Origin of the sequence: Microbacterium sp. Marseille-Q6965 (assembly GCF_946151065.1) — a bacterium.
Classification (GTDB): domain Bacteria; phylum Actinomycetota; class Actinomycetes; order Actinomycetales; family Microbacteriaceae; genus Microbacterium.
In genome coordinates this window covers 18726-35176 of the sequence record NZ_CAMGZA010000003.1, presented here as the reverse complement: position 1 = coordinate 35176, position 16451 = coordinate 18726, and the positions used below count along the sequence as shown (strand labels likewise).

Below are 16451 nucleotides of genomic sequence, written 5' to 3'. Positions count from 1 at the left end.
GATGGGTGCTTTCGGGCCGCTTCGCGAGCGCAACTTCGCGCTCTACTTCGCCGGGCAGGTGGCCTCGAACACCGGAACGTGGTTCCAGAACCTCGCGCTCCAGCTCGTGGTGCTCGACGCGACGGGGAGCGCGCAGGCGCTGAGCGGCGTGACGGTCGCGCAGTTCTTGCCGATCCTCCTGTTCGGCGTCCCCGCGGGCCGCCTCGCCGATCGCCTGCGGCCGCGGACGATCCTGCTCGTCACGTCCTCGCTCGCCGCGGTGGTGGCGGCGTCGCTCGCGCTCGTCGTGGTCCACGAGCACCCCGACGTGTGGGCGATCTACGGACTGATCCTGCTGCTCGGCACCGTGCAGGCCTTCGAACGCATCGCCGCGCAGGCGATCATCTTCGAGCTCGTCGGCCCGGCACGCCTGTCGAGCGCCGTCTCGATCAGCACCATCGCGCTCGCCGCGGCGCGCTCGATCGGCCCCGGGCTTGCGGGGCTGGCCTTCCAGCAACTCGGCGCGCCCGCGTGCATGCTGCTCAACGCTTCCTCCTTCGTGCTGATCGGCCTCTCGCTGCTGCTGATCCGGCCGGACCGCCTTCACCCGCGCCCGCCGCGCTCGCAGGCGACCGGCGTGCGCGCCGTCGACTTCCTGCGCGACCGAGCGATCTCGACGCTGCTCGTCGTGAACGTCGCCATCGCGCTGCTCGGCATGAACTTCGGGCTGGTCCTCACCGCCACCGTCGACCTGTCATACGGGGGCGATGCCACCGCGGTCGGCGCGGTTCACGCGCTGAATGCGGTGGGAGCGATCGTCGGGGGCTTCCTCGCCGCCGCGCTTCCCCGGGTCGGGGTGCGCTCCCTGAGCCTCGCCGCAGCGGTGTTCGGCGCCGCCATGCTGCTGAACGCCGCGGCGCCGACACTGCCGCTCTTCCTGCTCGCCGCTCCCGCCCTCGGCGTCGCGATCGGCTACTACCAGGGGGTGCTCAACGCGGCGGCCCAGTCCTCCGCCCCGCCGGAGGCGATCGGGCGCCTGATGTCGCTTGTCACCCTCGGGAACTACGGCATGGTCCCGTTCGGTGCCCTGCTGATGGGATGGGTGATCGACGTGTCCTCGGGGCGCGTCTCGATCCTCGTCGGCGGCATCGCCTGTCTGGTGTGCGCCGTCTTCGTCGCCGTGCGCGTGCCGCGTCGCGACTGAATCAGTCGGCGTCGCCGTTCGCGGCGGCCCTCAGGCGCGCGCGGGCGAGTCGCGAAGGGATGTGCCGCGGCCGGATGTCGCTCTGGCGGCGGGCGATCGCGGCGGCCTCGGCCTCGTCGTCGCCGAAGTAGCCGCCCGCGAGCACCTCGGCGCTGCGGTCGAGCACCTCGGCGAGCGACCCGTGCAGGTCGGAGCCGAGCGTTGCGAGGAGCCGCTGCTCGTGCGCTCGCAGCTCGGCGTGGCACTGCTCGAGCACGTCCCAGCCCTGCTCGGTGAGTTGCACGAGGCGGATCCGCTTGTTGGACGGGTGCGAGCCGCGCTCGACCAGGCCCGACGCGATGAGCTCGTTCGAGACGGTGTGCGCGGCCTGGGCACTCACGAAGGTGCGCCGCGCGAGGGCGGCGTTCGACAGGGCCACGCCCTCACCGAGCACCTGGAGGACGAAGAACTGCGAGAGCGTGACGCCGTGGGCGAGCGCCGCGTTCTCGGCGAAGCGGTTGAGCGCCCGGGCGAGGCGGTACGCCGTGTAGTTCAGGCGCTCGGTCGCCGGCTCGCCGCGCGGGTCGCGCATCTCATCCACGCTGAGACTGTATCAACGCCGGTCCGCCTCGGACGCGGCCGCCCGGGCGGACGCGGCGTCATTTGACCTCGGTTGATCCGGTCGTCATGATCGGTGTCATGCGCGACGATGCCGAGCGGCCCGCGGCTCCGGCCGATGCCGCCGTGGTCCCCGGGCTCTACTGGGGCATCCGCGAGAGCTTCGTGCGGTACGTCCTCGCCAACCCGGACGGTGAGATGTTCGGCGCCGACGGCGTCGAGACCGACGGCGACGGCACCTTCCGCTTCCCGCTGCACGCCGTGGCGCGGGGCGACGACGGCTGGTCGATCGAGTTCGCCGGGGAGGTCGTCTTCACCGCCCACGGCGGGATGCTGGGTGTCCGCATCGCGCGTCCGGCTCTCGACCTGCGCGGCGACGGCGGCACGTTGTCGGTGAGCCGCGGCGAGGAGCGCGTCACGATCGCCCGCGTGCGGGCGGCGCGACCGGTCGCGGTGTCCGGCGCGTGGCTCGTCTTCCCCCCGCTCTCCGCCGAGCCCACGAGACCGAGGCGTCGCCCTGTTCGGAGACGTCTACCCGGTGGGCGAGCCGCTCGACCCGCTGCGGATCGCGCTGCCGCTCGACGACGCGCCGGAGGGCGGGCGGGAGGGATGAGTGGCGGTTCCACGGGCGCGTCGACCATGATGCACAACATGGACTTCGCGCAGCCGCACACCCGCTCGCGCCGGCTGCCGCGGCCCCATTCCGGCGGCGGCCCGCAGCACCTGCTGATCACCCTCCTGGGCGACTACTGGTTCGCGCGCGAGGAGCTGCTGCCCTCGGCCGCGCTCGTCGAGCTGCTTGGTGAGTTCGGGGCGAACGAGAACGCCTCCCGCCAGGCCATGCGGCGCCTCACCCAGCGGGGCCTGCTGGCGCAGGGCAAGCAGGGAAGGACCACGTCGTACGGCATCCCGCGCGAGATCGTCGCCAGTCAACGTCTTCGCCTCGCCCGCGCGGTGACCTTCGGCGCCGACTTCGCGGACTGGGACGGCAGGTGGACGATCGTGTCCTTCTCCATCCCCGAATCGGAACGGGACGTGCGGCGCGTGTTGCGCAACGGGCTGCGCAACATGGCGTTCGGCGACCTGCAGGACGGGGTGTGGATCACGCCCCACGACCGGCAGGACGACGCCGTCGCGTTGCTCGACGAGCTCGAGGTGGCGGAGGGCCACGTGATGCGGGCGACGTGGCGCATGCGCGCGGGCGACGAGGCCGCGATCGCCGGCGCCTTCGGCCTGGACGAGCTCGCGGGCCGCTACGAGGACTTCGTCGCGCAGTATGAGCCGCGGCTGGCCTGGGCGCGGGGAACGGTCGACCCGCGCGAGGCCCTGGTCCTGCGCACGCAGCTCACGAACGACTGGCTCGCGTTCCGGCTCGACGATCCCGAGCTGCCGGCGTCGCTGTTGCCGGACGACTGGCCGCGGCCGCGCGCCCGCGATGCGTTCCTGGCGCTCTACGACGCGCTCGGTCCGGCGGCCGCCCGTCATGTGCGCCAGGTGGTCGCGCGCTATGACGAGCCGCTCTCGCGGATCGTCACCTACAACGCGACGCCACACTTCGGCCAGGCGCTCACCCCCGAGCTGGCCCGCTCCGCCGACGAGGATCGCCGCCGCGGACTGCGTCGCTGAGGGGCGCCGGCCGCGCCCCGATGGCGAATCGTGATCTCATGATGGTTGACATCGATTGAAACGCGCGGCTAGCTTGACGTAAGCAATTACGCTCGCACCTCTCGACAATGGAGTCACAGCATGAGGCGTTCACTTTCCGCAATCGCGCTCGCGGCCGCGACGGGCATCGCCCTCGTCGGCTGCTCGTCCTCCGAGCCCGCCGACGCCCCCGCCGGCGGCGGTGCGTCCGGCGACTCGGAGCTCGACGAGCTCATCGCGGCGGCCCAGGACGAGGGGTCGCTGATCTTCTACCTCACACCCCCCGAGGCGACCGCCCGCGAGCTCGCCGACGCGTTCTTCGAGAAGTACGACATCGAGGCCGAGTTCGTGCGCATGACCGGCGGCGAGCTGGCCGCGCGGTACAGCGCCGAGGTCGAGTCGGGCGCGCCGGCGGCAGACCTCGTGATGCCGAGCTACGACGAGTTCATCGATCAGGGGCTCGACGAGGGGTGGCTGCTCGGCATGGACGAGGCCGGCGTCCCGGGCTACGACGAGTTCCCCGAGGAGGGCAAGCTCGCCGACGGTGCGCTGCCCGTCGTGCAGTTCGCCCCCAGCGCGCTGTCGTGGAACACCGACGCGCTCGGTGACCTCCCGGTCCCCGACTCGTTCGACGACCTCGCCGATCCCGTCTACAAGGACAAGCTGCTGCTGACCGATCCGTCGTCGTCGCAGGCCTACATCCAGTTCTGGACGATGGTCGCCGACGAGTACGGCATGGAGACCGTCGAGGCGATCGCCGACAACGCCGTGCGCCTGTACAACTCGGTCGTGCCGATGACCGAGGCGCTGGCGGCGGGCGAGGGCGCGGTCACCGGCCCGAACGTCGGCCAGGTGGTGGCGGGTGCGGCCGCGAACGGCGCCCCGGTCGAGTCGGCGGTGCCCGACCTGACGAACGGCCCGGAGATCGTGCTGTCGATCTCGGCCGAGGCTCAGAGCCCCAACGCGGCGCGGCTGTTCGCGCACTTCGTGCTCTCGGAGGAGGGCCAGGAGATCATCAACGCCGCCCCCGGCAACATCTCGGCGTACGACTTCGACCAGATGCCGTCGGAGTACGTGCGCGTGGACCGCGACGCGGCCCTCGAGAACGAGCAGGCCATCCTCGACGCCTTCGGCCTCTGAGCTACCACGGGGCGGCCGGATCGCTGATCCGGCCGCCCCGTGCGTGTGAGCGCGTGCTCAGGACAGCAGGTCGCGGACCAGGGGGACGACCTTCGTGCCGTAGAGCTCGATCGACCGCGATAGGTCGGCGTGCCGCACCTGGGCCTGGTCGTACTTGAGGTCGAAGCGGTCGACGCCCAGGGTGCGGATGGTCGCGGCGATCTTGCGCGCGACGGTCTCGGGTGCGCCCACGTAGAGGGCGCCGCCCTCGATCTCACGCTCGAAGTCGCCCACCTGCGGGGGCGGCCAGCCGCGCTCGCGCCCCATGCGCGTGCGCATCGCGATCCACCCCTCGCGCACGATCTCCCGCGCCCGGGCGTCCGTCTCTGCCACGAAGCCGGGGGAGTGCACCGCGATGGGCTGGTGCGCCGTGCCGAACTCGTCCTGCGCCCGGTGGAAGAGGTCGATGTACGGCGCGAAGCGCGAGGCGGGCCCTCCGATGATCGCAAGGAACAGGCCCAGGCCGTGCCGCGCGGTGCGCACGACCGACTCGGGGCTGCCACCCACCCCGACCCACGCGCGCAGGCCCCCCTCGGTCGTCGGGAACACGCGCTGATCGCGCAGCGCGGCGCGGGTCGTGCCGCTCCATGTCACCGGCTCCTCGCGCAGCAGCGCCGCGAGCAGCCCGAGCTTCTCCTCGAACAGCACCCCGTAGGCCGGCAGGTCGTAGCCGAACAGCGGGCACGATTCGACGAACGATCCCCGCCCCGCGCCGATCTCGGCCCGCCCCCCCGACACCGCGGCGGCGTGGCGAACCGCTCGAACACGCGCACGGGATCGTCCGAGCTCAGCACCGTGACGGTCGATCCCAAGCGGATCCGCCGGGTGCGCGAGGCGATGGCGGCCAGCACCATCTCGGGGCTCGACACGGCGAAGTCGGGACGATGGTGCTCGCCGACGCCGAAGAAGTCGAGTCCGACCTCGTCGGCCAGCACCGCATCGTCCACCAGGTCGCGGATGACCTGTGGATGCGGCAGGGGCGCCCCGCTCTCGTCGAGTGTCACCCCGCCGAACGTGTCGAGGCCCAGTTCGAGTCGTGTCATGTCCGGAGCAACCGCGCGGACCGCGTATCCATTCCCGTGCATGGACTGCCGCGAGCGTGGGTCCGGCGGGAGGGGCGGGCGCCGCCGCCTCCCGCCGGCCGGTTACCGCCCGGTCAAGGTCACGGCGGTCGTCGCGGTCGACGCCCACCCGAGCGCGTCGGTGACCGTCACCTCGACGACGTATCGCCGCGGTGAAAGGCCGTCCGGCAGCGCGAGCGAACCCGACCACGCCCGCTCGCCCGCCGCCGTCGCCTCCATCTCGCCGACCGTGCGGCCGGCGGTGTCCCGCACCACCGCCGTCACCGACGCGATCCCCGACGCGTCGGTCGCCGACACCGGGATCGCTCCCGGGTCGGCGGCCGGGCGCGGCGCGGAGCGCTCCGTCTCGACGCTCGGATCGCGCCCGTCGTACGTGCCCCAGTTCGTCACGTCCCACGTTCGCAGCGCGGGGGTGAGCCCGTCGAACGGGATGTACCTCCCCTCGCCTCCGAAGAACGACGCGGGCATGCCCGTCTGCGCGGGCAGCGAGGCCACGCGCGCGTTCATCGCCTCGGGCGAGACGTCGGGCCACGCGCCCGTGTCGAGCCTCTCCTCGAGCACCCGGAACGCCGCCAGGTGCTCTCCGAACGTCTGTCCGCCGTGGCCCGGGCGCTCGATGAGCAGCGCCCGCAGCAGCTCGTCGGCGTTGCCGGAGGCCTCGAACGTGCGCACGTACGCCTCGTCGAGCGGCGCCGGGTCCGCCGAGTCGCCGATGGTCTTGATCGTGAGCACGGGGCTTCCCGTGCCGGTGTAGGTGCCGATCTGCTCCACCGTGGCCACGGCGGCCGGGTCGGCCTCGTAGCGCGGCGCGGCGGCCAGCGCATCCAGATCCGCCTCGAGGTCGAGACCCGCATGCTCGTACCACCATCGCACGCGATCGATCGCCCCCGAGCGCTCGAGGAGGTCGCGATAGTCGACGCCGACATTCCACACGACGGGTCCGCCCGACATCACCTCCACCTCCTTGTGGACGAACTGCGGGTTGCCGAAGGCGAAGCCGCTCGCGATGTTGAGGCCCTGTGTGTAGTAGTCGTCGGGCGCGGGCGGCGTGTCGCCGCGCGGGAAGTCGGTGGCCTGCTCGAAGGCCGCGGCGAGGACGAGCCGCGCGAGCCCCGCGTCGCTCGAGCGCGCGGTGCTCACGAGGCGACCGAGCTCGACGTCTTCCTCGTAGTCGGGGCCGTAGGTGGCGCCCTCGGGGATGTCGGGCAGATCGTTGATCGAGAGACCCGCGTTCGGGTCGACCAGTTGCTGCAGCGCCCACACGGCGTCGGCCTTGCCGAGCCACGACGCCAGTACACCGGCCCCGCCGCCGGCGCTGCCGAGCGCCCCGTCGAACACGTCGGGCCGGTACTGGGCCGCCATGCGCGCCACGAACCCGCCGCGCGAGTTGCCCCATGCGATCGTGCGGTCGGGCTCGCCCTCGGCGCCCGTGGCCTCGATCGCGTCGACGAGGAGGTCGCGCGTCGTGACGAGGTTGTCGACGTAGTCCTTCAGCTCGTAGGCCGTCTCGTTCTGCGTGCGCTGATTGCCGCCGATGGCGTACCCCTGCGACAGGAAGAAGTCCCGCCGCGCGGCCGACCAGCCGTTGAAGTCGAGGTCGAGGATCAGGGTCCCGTTCCATTCCGCCGGCTTGATCGCCTCGTACACGACCTGTCCCGGGGAGCCGACGTGCAGGGTTCCCGACACCCGCACCTCGGCCTCCTCCGCGTGCGCGGCCGTCACCGGCGCCAGCAGCAGAGCCGCTGTCGCCAGCAGCACGCCGAATGATCTCTTCGCAGCCACATCGACCTCCTTGTCGATCGGACGGAGCGCGCGTGTGCGCCTCCCAGGCTCATCCTGGCCGCGCTCGCCGGATTAGGCAACATCCGCATTGCCGGCCGTCAGAGCAATGTCATACATCGGCGCGCGGCTACCAGATGGTGCCGCCGCCGACGGAGATGCCGCCCCACGTGAGCGCGATGAAGATGGCGGCGAACACGACCGGCGCCATTCCCGTGCCGTTGCGCGCGAGGCCCTTGAGGAAGGCGATCGCCGTGAGCACCGCCGCGACGAGGGAAAGGCCGCCGCCCAGGATCAGCCCGATGAACAGCGGGATGGGCATGAGCACGAGACCGACCAGCGCGACCCAGAAGGCGGCCCAGGCGGTCGAGTTGGTGCGGCGTTCGGCAGGGGAGGACATGGCTCCTATTCTGTGGCCGCGCGTCTCTCGACGCGAGCGCCTCCGAGGCGCCTCGCCCTCCCGATCGAGATCACGCCCGCACGAAGTCCAGCGGGACGGAGCGCGTGCCCCACTCGGCCCAGATCGCCATCTCGGGCTCGCGCGTCAGGGTCCATGCGCTCGTGCGCGCGAGGGCCTCCTCGAGAGTGATGCGCATCATCATGCGTGCGAGAGGGGCGCCCGGGCAGCTGTGCGTGCCACGGCCGAAGGCGATGTGCTTCTGGATGTTGGGGCGGTTCAGGACGAACCGCTCGCCGTCGGGGAACACCTTCTCGTCGCGGTTGGCGGAGGTGTAGACGAGGGCGATGGGGTCGTCCTTCTTGATCAGCTGACCGCTCAGCACCACGTCCTCGCGGGCGGTGCGGGCCATGCCGCGGTACGGCGAGTAGAGCCGCAGCATCTCCTCCACCGCGGCGGGGATGAGCGTCGGGTCGGCGCGCAGCGTCTGCTGGAGCTCGGGGTCGCGGCTGAGGTGCACGAACATGTTGCCCGTGAACACGCTCGGCGCCACCATGCCCGTCACGATGAGCTGGCGCACGCAGCCGAGGATCATGGCGGCCGGCAGGGGCTCGCCGTTGTGGCGGGCGGCGAGCAGCCCGGCGGTGAGGTCGTCCTCGGGGTCGTAATCACCCGCCATGCGATCGTCGATGATGCCCTGGGCGATCTCGTAGAGCTTGCCGCTGAGCGACTTGACCGTGTCGTGGTCGAGCACCTGGATGGCGTCGACGTAGGTGCCGCTCACCTTCTTGATGAGCTCGGACGTGGCCACGTCGAGGTTGAAGAACTTCGCGAAGACGAACGCGGGGAAGCGGTGCGCGTACTGCTTACACACGTCGACCCACCGCTCCTCGAGCAGGGGGTCCAGCAGCGAGATGGCCGCCTCGCGCACGTGCGGCTCCAGCGCGCGCATGCGTGGCGGGGTGAAGAACTTGTTGATGACCCGGCGGTACTCGGTGTGCTCCGGCGGGTCGAGATGCAGCGGCGGGCGCACGCCCGTGAACGCGAACTTGGGAATGGCGTTCTGCTTGCGCGTCGTGAAGTGCTCGATGTCGGTGATCACCTCGAGCACCTCGTCGTAGCCGATGGCGGCCCAGAAGCCCTCGTACTCCTGGCTGCGCGCGAGGCCGCCATGGCGCTCACGCAGCGCGCGGAACTCCTCGTGCGCGCTGGTGAACGTCTCCCCCTCGCGGACGGGATCGAAATCGTGCGCATCGCGTCGCTCGTCGCGGACGCCGAGGACGTCGATCGCGCTCATGCGACGACATCCTCGACGGGGAGCACCCGAAGGCGCTCGGCGGAGACGTACACCGTGATGTCGTCACCCTCGGCGTGCGTGGCCTCGCCCAGCGTGGTCACGCGCACCCGCTGGCTGGTGGGGCCCAGCCGCACGACCGTCTCCGTGGTCTGCCCCAGGAAGAGCACACGCTCCACGATGCCGGGCCAAACGTTGCCCTCGCCGGAGGTGGTGTCCAGCAGGGCGTACTCCGGCCGGAAGCATGCCACCACCTCGTCGCCGACGGCGAGACCCTCGGCGGCCGCCACGCCGCGCGCCTGGCCCGCGGGGGTGTCGAGCACGAGCGCGTCGCCGTCCACCGCCCGCACCGTGGCGGGAAACTCGTTCGTCGTGCCGATGAAGTTGGCCACGTATCGGCTGGCGGGCTCGGAGTAGATGCGTCTCGGCACGTCAAGTTGGCGCACCTTTCCGCCGCCCATCACGGCCACGCGGTGCGCGAGCTCCATCGCCTCGTGCTGATCGTGGGTCACGTACACCGCCGCGAACCCGAGGGTGCGCTGCATCTCGAGCAGCTCGCGACGCAGCGTCTCGCGCACCTTGGCGTCCACGTTCGACAGCGGCTCGTCGAAGAGCACCAGGTCGCCGCCGTCGACGAGCGCGCGCGCGAGCGCCACGCGCTGCTGCTGGCCGCCCGACATCTGGCCGGGGTACTGCTTGCCGAGCTCGCCGACCCCGACGAGCTGCAGCACGTGGTTCACCTTCTCCGCGATCTCCGCCTTCGACAGGCGCTGGCCGCGGCTGCGCAGGGGATACGCGACGTTGTCGAACACGGTCAGGTGCGGCCACAGCGCGTACGACTGGAAGATCATGCTGAGGTTGCGCCTCTCGGGCGGCACCTCGATGCCGCGTTGCGCATCGAACACCGTGCGCCCGTGGATGTCGATCTCGCCCTCGTCGGCGCGCTCCAGGCCCGCGATGGTCCGCAGCAGGGTGGTCTTGCCGCATCCGGACGGCCCGAGCAGCACGACGAACTCCCCGGGCGCCACGTCGAGCGTGACCCCGTCGATCGCGTTGGCCACCGTGCCGTCGGCCCGCCGGAACCGCTTCGCGACATTGCGCAGCTGGATGACGGGGCCGGCGGGGTCCGCCGCCGCGCGGGTCGTGGCCGCGGGCGTGGGCTGGGTCTTGAGGTGCAGTGCCATGTCAGCGGCCTCCGAGGCTCTGGTCGGTCCAGCGGGCGAGTCGTCGCGAGACGACGAGCACCGTGATCACGATGACGGCGCTCACGAGGGTGAGGAAGGTCGAGATCGCGGCGAGCTCGGCGTAGGAGCCGTTCTGGTAGATCTCCAGGATCCGGAACCCGATGACGTTGTTGCGGGTTCCGGCGAGGATCGCGGACGCCGTGAGGTCGCCGATCATGCGGACGAACAGCATCGCCCACCCCAGGATGAGGGCCGGCATCATGAGCGGCAGATAGATCCGGGCGACCGTCTTGGTCTCACCGGCACCGGCGACGCGAGACGCCTCGGGCAGTTCCTTGCCGATCTGCGCCACCGCGGTGTCGGCGCTCACCGACGCCTGCGGGATGTACAGCGCCAGGTAGGCGCCCACCATGATCACGGCCGTGCCGCCCAGGCCGAAGGGCGGCCCCGCGAATGCGAGCACGAAGCCGACGGCGATGATGAGGTGCGACAGCATGGCGGGGAACTTGATGGCGCCGTCGATCACCCGCGCGAAGCGGCTGCGGGAGCGGACGATCCACAGCGAGGCGAACGCCACCGCCGCGATGCCGATGAGCGAGCCGATCACGCCGAAGGTGAGGCTGTTCGTCAGCGCCCGTCGCGTGGAGCGGTCCTCGATGAGCGTCGAGAAGAAGGCGTCGAGGCTCAGGCCGGCCCAGTTGACGTCGAGGGTCCAGAAGCCGTTCAGCGACACGACGAGCAGCGCGACGAGCGGGGCCACCGTGGTGATGCCGATGTACAGCAGCACCGCGGCGCGCACCCACGGGCGCCCCTTGCCCAGGCGGATGCGGCTCGCGCGCTGGCCCTTGCCGCCGATCGTCGCGAAGCGGCCGCGCTTGAGGGTGCTGGCCTGCAGCCACCAGAACACCGCGACGAACGCCACGAGGATGAGGCTCAGCCCGATCGCCGCCCCCGTCTCGGCGGGGAAGGTGAAGTTGAGCAGGTGCACGATCCGCGTCGACAGGATCGGGATGTCGGCCCCGCGACCGATCACGCTCGGGATCGAGAAGAGGCCGAAGCTGCTCATGAGGATGAGCATCGTGGCGCCCAGGAGGCTCGGCAGCATGGCCGGGAGCGTCACCGTGCGCAGCGTGCGCAGCAGCGAGGACCCGCTGACGCGGCTCTGCTCCTCGAGCGACGGGTCCATGTTGCGCAGCCCGGAGGTGCACATCATGAAGGCGTACGGGACGGCGTAGATCGTGTAGACGAGGATCAGCCCGTACCAGCTGTAGATGTCCAGGGGACCCTGCTCCATCTGCACGCCGAACAGGCCCGCGAACCAGCGGATGATCCCGTTGAGGAAGCCGGCGGTCGGCGCCATGAGGAGCACCCAGCCGACCGAGCCGGCGATCGGCGGCAGCATGAACGGCAGCAGCGGCATGGCCTCGGTGATGATGCCCATGCCGGCGTCGGTGCGCTCGTTCACCCAGGCCAGGACGGCGCCGATGATGAGGGCGAACACCGTGCTCACCGCAACGACGATGAGCGTGTTGCGCAGCAGCCCGACGATGTCCTCCTTGGCCAGGGCGTCGATCATGCCACTGCCCTCGCTGATCGCGCCGATGCCCACCGCCGCGAGCGGGATGACGCCGAGCAGGCCCATCACGATCGCCAGGACGACGCTCGCCACCGTCAGCGGACTTGCGCGCCGACGCGAGCGGCGCAGGGGCACCGCGCTCATCGGGATCGTCATGTCCGATGGGGGGCGGGGTGAGGAGGGCGACAACGTCGTCGTGGTCATGGTCCCGTCTTCGTCGAGGGGTATTCCGTACAGAAAAGGTAACGGGCGGTCATGTGGCCGTCAAGTAAAGACGGGCTTTCGCGCGCGCACGCGCACGGGCACCGAGGTGAGCCCCACCTCGGGCATGCGCGCGAACTCGAAGGGGCCGTGCGCCTCGAACGATTCCGTGGCGGCGAGGAGCTCCTCCAGCGCGATGCGGATGGCCATGCGCGCGAGCGGCATGCCGACGCAGCGGTGGCGGCCGCGGCCGAAGCCCAGGTGCTGAGCGATGTTGGGGCGGTCGAGCACGAAGGCGTCGGGATCGGGGAACTGGTCGGGGTCGCGGTTGGCGGCGGCGTACACGAGCGTGACGGGCACGCCCGGTTCGATGGTGCGGCCGTGCAGTTCGATGGGGCGCGAGACGGTGCGCGCGAAACCCCGGTAGGGCGAGTAGAGACGCACGAACTCCTCGACCGCCGCGGGGATCGATTCCGGTGCGCTTCGCAGGCGGGCCTGGAGATCCGGATGATCCGAGAGGTGCCGCATGATCGAGCCCAGGACGATCGGTGGGGCCACCATCCCCACCACGAGGCTCTGACGCAGACAGCCCACGAGGTGCTCCTCCGCCAGTGGCTCGCCGTCGACCCGCTCCGCGAGGAGGGAGCTCGCCGGGTCGCGTTCGATGTCGAGCGGTTCCGCCCGCCGTCGTGCCACGAGGTCGCGCGCGATGTCGTACATCTTCTCGCTCATCTCGTTGACCGTGTCGCGATCCTGCATCCGCCAGGCGTTCACCCACCGGAACGACGTCTCGGCCAGGTAGGGCGCGATGTGGGGCTCCAGGTTGAGCCATTCCGTGGTCACCCAGGCGGGGAACTGCACGCCGAAGCCCGTGGCGATGTCGCCCTCGCCCGCCTCGAGCAGCGGCTGCAACGCGTCGCGGGCGTGCGCGCGGAGGGGCTCCTCCAGTCGTTCCAGGCGTGCACGCTGCAGCGTGCGGTCCAGCGCCCGGCGAAACGGCGTGTGCGCGGGCGCGTCGAAGTTCAGGGGCGGCCGGCGCAGCCCCCGCGGGTCGCTCGGAACGACCGCCCGCACCGACGAGATGAAGGTCTGCGGGTCGGAGGCGGCGTTCTTGACGTCCTCGAACCGCGTGAGGGCGTAGAACCCGCCGTAGGCCGAGGAATAGGCGACCGGGCAGTGCTCGCGCAGCTCGGCGTACATCCGGTGCGACTGCTCCGGGTCGTCGCTGAGCGTGGGGTCGAAGTCGTCTCGCATCGTCGCTCCGTCATCCGTCGCCACCATTGGCGACACATTCAGAGTGCCGGTCGTGCGTGATCGTGTCAAATGTCGACGCTTGCGGCGCCGGGATAGCCGAGCTCGTCGAGCAGGCGCAGCCCGCGCTCGGCCCACGCGATCTCGGCGCGCGCGCGGCCGACGAGGTTCTCGTAGCCCAGCCGCTTGAACGCCACCACGCGGTCACGGTCGTCCTCGGGCGTGACGGCGAGTCGGTCGACGAGCATGGGCGTCACGCGCGCGTCGACCCGCGCCAGCTCGGCCTCCCACTGCGCCAGCTCGCCGCGCCAGTGCGCGATGTGCTGCGCGAGGAAGGCCCGGGCGGCCTCGGGCGTGGCCCCCTCCAAGTACGCCGCCTTCAGCGAGGCCGGCTCGCGCACACGGGCGTAGGAGAGGGGGCCGTTCACCCAGGCCGAATAGTCGCGCTCGCCGGCGGGGGTCACGTGGTACATCCGGCGGGTGCCCCGTTCGCCCCGCGCCTGCTCCTCGGCCTCGATGAGCCCCTCGGCCTCCATCTTGCGCAGCTCGGGGTAGATCTGGCTGTCGGGGGCGTGCCAGAGGTGACCGACCGACGCATCGAACTTCTTCTGCAGCTCGTAGCCGGACTGCGGCCCCACTCGCAGCAGCGCGAGCAGCGCGTATCTGAGGCTCATCGGCCACCCTTCTGTCGAACCCATTCGATCATGGGCACGGCGAAGGGCCCGGGCATCGCGCCCGAGCCCTTCGCGCGTGCTCAGATCACTTGGCGTAGCCGGTGCGCCATCCGCCGTGGTACGTCTCGCGTGCCACCGTCGCGTACGGCACGGGGCTGACGACCACGCGCACCTCGGTCTGCTCGTGCGGCTCGACGGAGGCCTTCTTCGTGCCCCCGTTGGGCTCGCCCCACACCACCTTGAGCTCGGCGCCCTCCGGCACGTCGGGGTCGACGGTGGCGAGGGAGAGGCCCCGGCGCTCGTTGGCGGAGTAGCCGGTGAACATCGAGTAGCCCACGACGTTGCCGTCGGCGTCGATGACCGAGTCGTAGTTCGCCGAGCCGTAGTTGGCCAGCGGCAGGTCGAAGAACTTGTACTGGGGTCCATCGACGTTCAGCAGCGAGGTCCACACCTTGCCGAGGTCCTCGGCGTTCCAGGCGAGGGTCACCTTGCGGCGCTGCGTGGCCGGGTCGATCTTCTCGAGCGCGTCGCGCCCGATGAAGTCGTGGTCGAACTTCACGAAGGAGCCGTAGCCGAGCTCCCACGGCGTGAGGTAGTAGTCCTCGATGTCGCCGACGTACGACCCGGCCAGCGTGCCGGTCGCCTCGTACGAGTCTGCGGGCAGCCACTCGCGGTAGGCCGCCTCCTCGGCGCCCGTGTAGATCGCCGGCAGCGGCGACGGGATCCAGCCCGACTCCAGCGTGTTCGACGGATAGGCGCGCGAGCCGACCGGGACCAGGCCGAACTCGGCGCCCGCCTCGACGATGGTGTCGCGAATGAGGTCGTGGTCCTCGTACGGGCCCCACAGCTCCAGGCCGGGGGCTCCCGCCATGCCGTGACGCAGCGTGCGCACGGTCTTGCCGGCGACCGTCATCGTCGACATCGTGAAGAACTTCAGCTGCTCGAGCGGGCCGCCGTTGAGCTTCTCGATGACGTCCCAGGCGCTCGGGCCCTGAATCTGGAAGCGGTAGTACCTGCGCGTGACGGCGTGACCGTACGGGCGCGACGGAGAGCGGCGGTCGACGACGACATCGAGGTTGGAGTAGCCGCCCTTCTCGCCGTGGTACATCAGCCAGTTCGAGGCGGGGGCGCGGCCGACGTAGACGTACTCGTCCTCCGCCTCGCGGAAGAGGATGCCGTCACCGATGACGTGGCCCGAAGCGGTCGTCGGGACGTACTGCTTGGCCTTGTTGACGGGGAAGTTCGCGACCGAGTTGATCGCCGTGTCGCTGATCAGCTTGATGGCGTCCGAGCCCTTGAGGAAGACGTTGTCCATGTGGTGCGACTGGTCGTACAGCACGGCCGTGTTGCGCCACGCCTGCTGCTCCTTGATCCAGTTCTGGAAGTCGGCGGGCACGACGGGGTAGATGTACGAGCCGATCGGGGAGTTGCGGAGCAGCTCGACGGGGCTTCCGGCGGCGTCGATGGCCTGCTGCAGATTCTGAGGTGCCACGGTGAACCTTTCGTAGGGATGGTGGATCGGGGATCAGAAGACGATGGTGTGGTTGCCGTGTCGGATGACGCGGTTTTGGGCGTGCCAGAGGACGGCGCGGGAGAGGACGGCGCGTTCGACGTCGGCGCCGCGGCGTTGGAGGTCGGCGGCGGTTTCGGCGTGGCTGACGCGGACGACGTCTTGCTCGATGATGGGGCCTTCGTCGAGTTCTTCGGTGACGTAGTGGGCGGTGGCGCCGATGAGTTTGACGCCGCGTTCTTTGGCTTTGCGGTAGGGGGCGGCGCCGATGAAGGCGGGCAGGAAGGAGTGGTGGATGTTGATGACGGGCACGCCGAGCTTTTCGAGGAAGTCGTTGGAGATGACCTGCATGTAGCGGGCGAGGACGACGAAGTCGACGTTGCCGGTCAGCAGCGCCAGGATGGCCGCTTCGGACTGGCTCTTGTCGGGGCCTTCCTGGGAGGGAACGTGGAAGAACGGCACCCCGAAGGAGCGGACGTCGTCGGCGACGTTGGTGTGGTTGGAGATGACCATGGGGATCGTCACGGGCAGTTCGCCGCGGCGGTGGCGCCAGAGCAGGTCGAGTAGGCAGTGGTCGCTCTTGGAGGCCAGGATGGCCATTCGTTTGGGGGTGGACATGTCGTCGATGTGCCAGGACATGCCCCGTGTGCCGAGGGTGCGGGCGAGGTCGTCGCGGATCTCGGGGAGCGCGGCGACGAGGTCGGGGCGGTGGAACACGACTCGTTGGAAGAAGTCGCCGCCCTCGGGGTCGCTGGAGTACTGGTCCAGGGAGGTGATGTTCCCCTGGTTGCGGGAGATCAGCGCGGCGACCTCCGCGACGATTCCCTGCTGATCCGGTCCGTGCACGATCAGGCACGCGTGATCGACGAGCGACTCGATGGTGTCTCGCATGTCGGTGCC

At 70.5% G+C, this 16451-nt stretch carries 13 protein-coding genes and 1 pseudogene; 3 read left to right on the top strand and 11 right to left on the bottom strand.

The features are described 5' to 3' along the window. Position 1 precedes the first annotated feature (1 nt). Positions 2 to 1183, top strand: coding sequence for an MFS transporter (locus N8N77_RS09185; RefSeq protein WP_261166439.1), 1182 nt, complete (start codon positions 2 to 4; stop codon positions 1181 to 1183). Between the two features lies 1 nt (position 1184). On the opposite strand, the gene N8N77_RS09180 is transcribed toward N8N77_RS09185, so the two are convergent. Beyond that, positions 1185 to 1754, bottom strand: coding sequence for a MarR family winged helix-turn-helix transcriptional regulator (locus N8N77_RS09180; RefSeq protein WP_261166857.1), 570 nt, complete (start codon positions 1752 to 1754; stop codon positions 1185 to 1187). 107 nt (positions 1755 to 1861) lie between these two features. Here N8N77_RS09180 and N8N77_RS09175 point away from each other — a divergent pair, with 107 nt between their 5' ends. Further along, a complete protein-coding gene (locus N8N77_RS09175) occupies positions 1862 to 3406 on the top strand; it encodes a PaaX family transcriptional regulator C-terminal domain-containing protein (RefSeq protein ID WP_261166438.1) in 1545 nt (514 codons plus the stop codon). Positions 3407 to 3526: 120 nt separating this feature from the next. Then, on the top strand, positions 3527 to 4564 hold the full coding sequence (locus N8N77_RS09170; RefSeq protein WP_261166437.1) for an ABC transporter substrate-binding protein: 1038 nt from the start codon (positions 3527 to 3529) through the stop codon (positions 4562 to 4564). A gap of 57 nt (positions 4565 to 4621) precedes the next feature. Here N8N77_RS09170 and N8N77_RS09165 read toward each other — a convergent pair. From N8N77_RS09165 to purU, 10 genes and pseudogenes are all read right to left on the bottom strand, one after another. Next, positions 4622 to 5646 (bottom strand): annotated as a pseudogene (locus N8N77_RS09165) (Atu2307/SP_0267 family LLM class monooxygenase). A 102-nt stretch (positions 5647 to 5748) separates the two neighbouring features. Continuing rightward, positions 5749 to 7467, bottom strand: coding sequence for a hypothetical protein (locus tag N8N77_RS09160; protein WP_261166436.1), 1719 nt, complete (start codon positions 7465 to 7467; stop codon positions 5749 to 5751). Positions 7468 to 7594: 127 nt separating this feature from the next. Then, positions 7595 to 7864, bottom strand: a complete 270-nt coding sequence (locus N8N77_RS09155) for a hypothetical protein (protein WP_261166435.1) — start codon at positions 7862 to 7864, stop codon at positions 7595 to 7597. 70 nt (positions 7865 to 7934) lie between these two features. Continuing rightward, positions 7935 to 9158, bottom strand: coding sequence for a cytochrome P450 (locus tag N8N77_RS09150; RefSeq protein WP_261166434.1), 1224 nt, complete (start codon positions 9156 to 9158; stop codon positions 7935 to 7937). Further along, complete coding sequence (locus N8N77_RS09145; protein ID WP_261166433.1) at positions 9155 to 10339, bottom strand: ABC transporter ATP-binding protein; 1185 nt, start codon at positions 10337 to 10339, stop codon at positions 9155 to 9157. The genes N8N77_RS09150 and N8N77_RS09145 overlap by 4 nt, the downstream gene beginning before the upstream one ends. Before the next feature lies 1 nt (position 10340). Further along, positions 10341 to 12059, bottom strand: coding sequence for an iron ABC transporter permease (locus N8N77_RS09140; protein ID WP_261166431.1), 1719 nt, complete (start codon positions 12057 to 12059; stop codon positions 10341 to 10343). Between the two features lie 120 nt (positions 12060 to 12179). Then, positions 12180 to 13370 (bottom strand): cytochrome P450, encoded by a 1191-nt coding sequence (locus N8N77_RS09135; RefSeq protein WP_261166430.1) that lies wholly within the window; start codon positions 13368 to 13370, stop codon positions 12180 to 12182. A gap of 65 nt (positions 13371 to 13435) precedes the next feature. Continuing rightward, the gene (locus tag N8N77_RS09130) at positions 13436 to 14041 is read right to left on the bottom strand and encodes a PadR family transcriptional regulator (RefSeq protein WP_261166428.1); all 606 of its coding nucleotides are present in this window, start codon (positions 14039 to 14041) and stop codon (positions 13436 to 13438) included. A gap of 85 nt (positions 14042 to 14126) precedes the next feature. Further along, positions 14127 to 15533 (bottom strand): aminomethyl transferase family protein, encoded by a 1407-nt coding sequence (locus tag N8N77_RS09125; RefSeq protein WP_261166426.1) that lies wholly within the window; start codon positions 15531 to 15533, stop codon positions 14127 to 14129. A 33-nt stretch (positions 15534 to 15566) separates the two neighbouring features. Continuing rightward, positions 15567 to 16442 carry a formyltetrahydrofolate deformylase gene (purU, locus tag N8N77_RS09120; protein ID WP_261166425.1) on the bottom strand — a complete coding sequence of 292 codons (876 nt, stop codon included), beginning with the start codon at positions 16440 to 16442 and terminating at the stop codon, positions 15567 to 15569. Between the last annotated feature and the right edge of the window lie 9 nt (positions 16443 to 16451).

Coding starts and splice junctions, on each gene's coding strand:
- N8N77_RS09185 (WP_261166439.1), top strand. CDS start 2: ATGGGTGCTTTCGGGCCGCTTCGCGAGCGCAACTTCGCGCTCTACTTC.
- N8N77_RS09180 (WP_261166857.1), bottom strand. CDS start 1,754: ATGCGCGACCCGCGCGGCGAGCCGGCGACCGAGCGCCTGAACTACACG.
- N8N77_RS09175 (WP_261166438.1), top strand. CDS start 1,862: ATGCGCGACGATGCCGAGCGGCCCGCGGCTCCGGCCGATGCCGCCGTG.
- N8N77_RS09170 (WP_261166437.1), top strand. CDS start 3,527: ATGAGGCGTTCACTTTCCGCAATCGCGCTCGCGGCCGCGACGGGCATC.
- N8N77_RS09155 (WP_261166435.1), bottom strand. CDS start 7,864: ATGTCCTCCCCTGCCGAACGCCGCACCAACTCGACCGCCTGGGCCGCC.
- N8N77_RS09150 (WP_261166434.1), bottom strand. CDS start 9,158: ATGAGCGCGATCGACGTCCTCGGCGTCCGCGACGAGCGACGCGATGCG.
- N8N77_RS09145 (WP_261166433.1), bottom strand. CDS start 10,339: ATGGCACTGCACCTCAAGACCCAGCCCACGCCCGCGGCCACGACCCGC.
- N8N77_RS09140 (WP_261166431.1), bottom strand. CDS start 12,059: ATGAGCGCGGTGCCCCTGCGCCGCTCGCGTCGGCGCGCAAGTCCGCTG.
- N8N77_RS09135 (WP_261166430.1), bottom strand. CDS start 13,370: ATGCGAGACGACTTCGACCCCACGCTCAGCGACGACCCGGAGCAGTCG.
- N8N77_RS09130 (WP_261166428.1), bottom strand. CDS start 14,041: ATGAGCCTCAGATACGCGCTGCTCGCGCTGCTGCGAGTGGGGCCGCAG.
- purU (WP_261166425.1), bottom strand. CDS start 16,442: ATGCGAGACACCATCGAGTCGCTCGTCGATCACGCGTGCCTGATCGTG.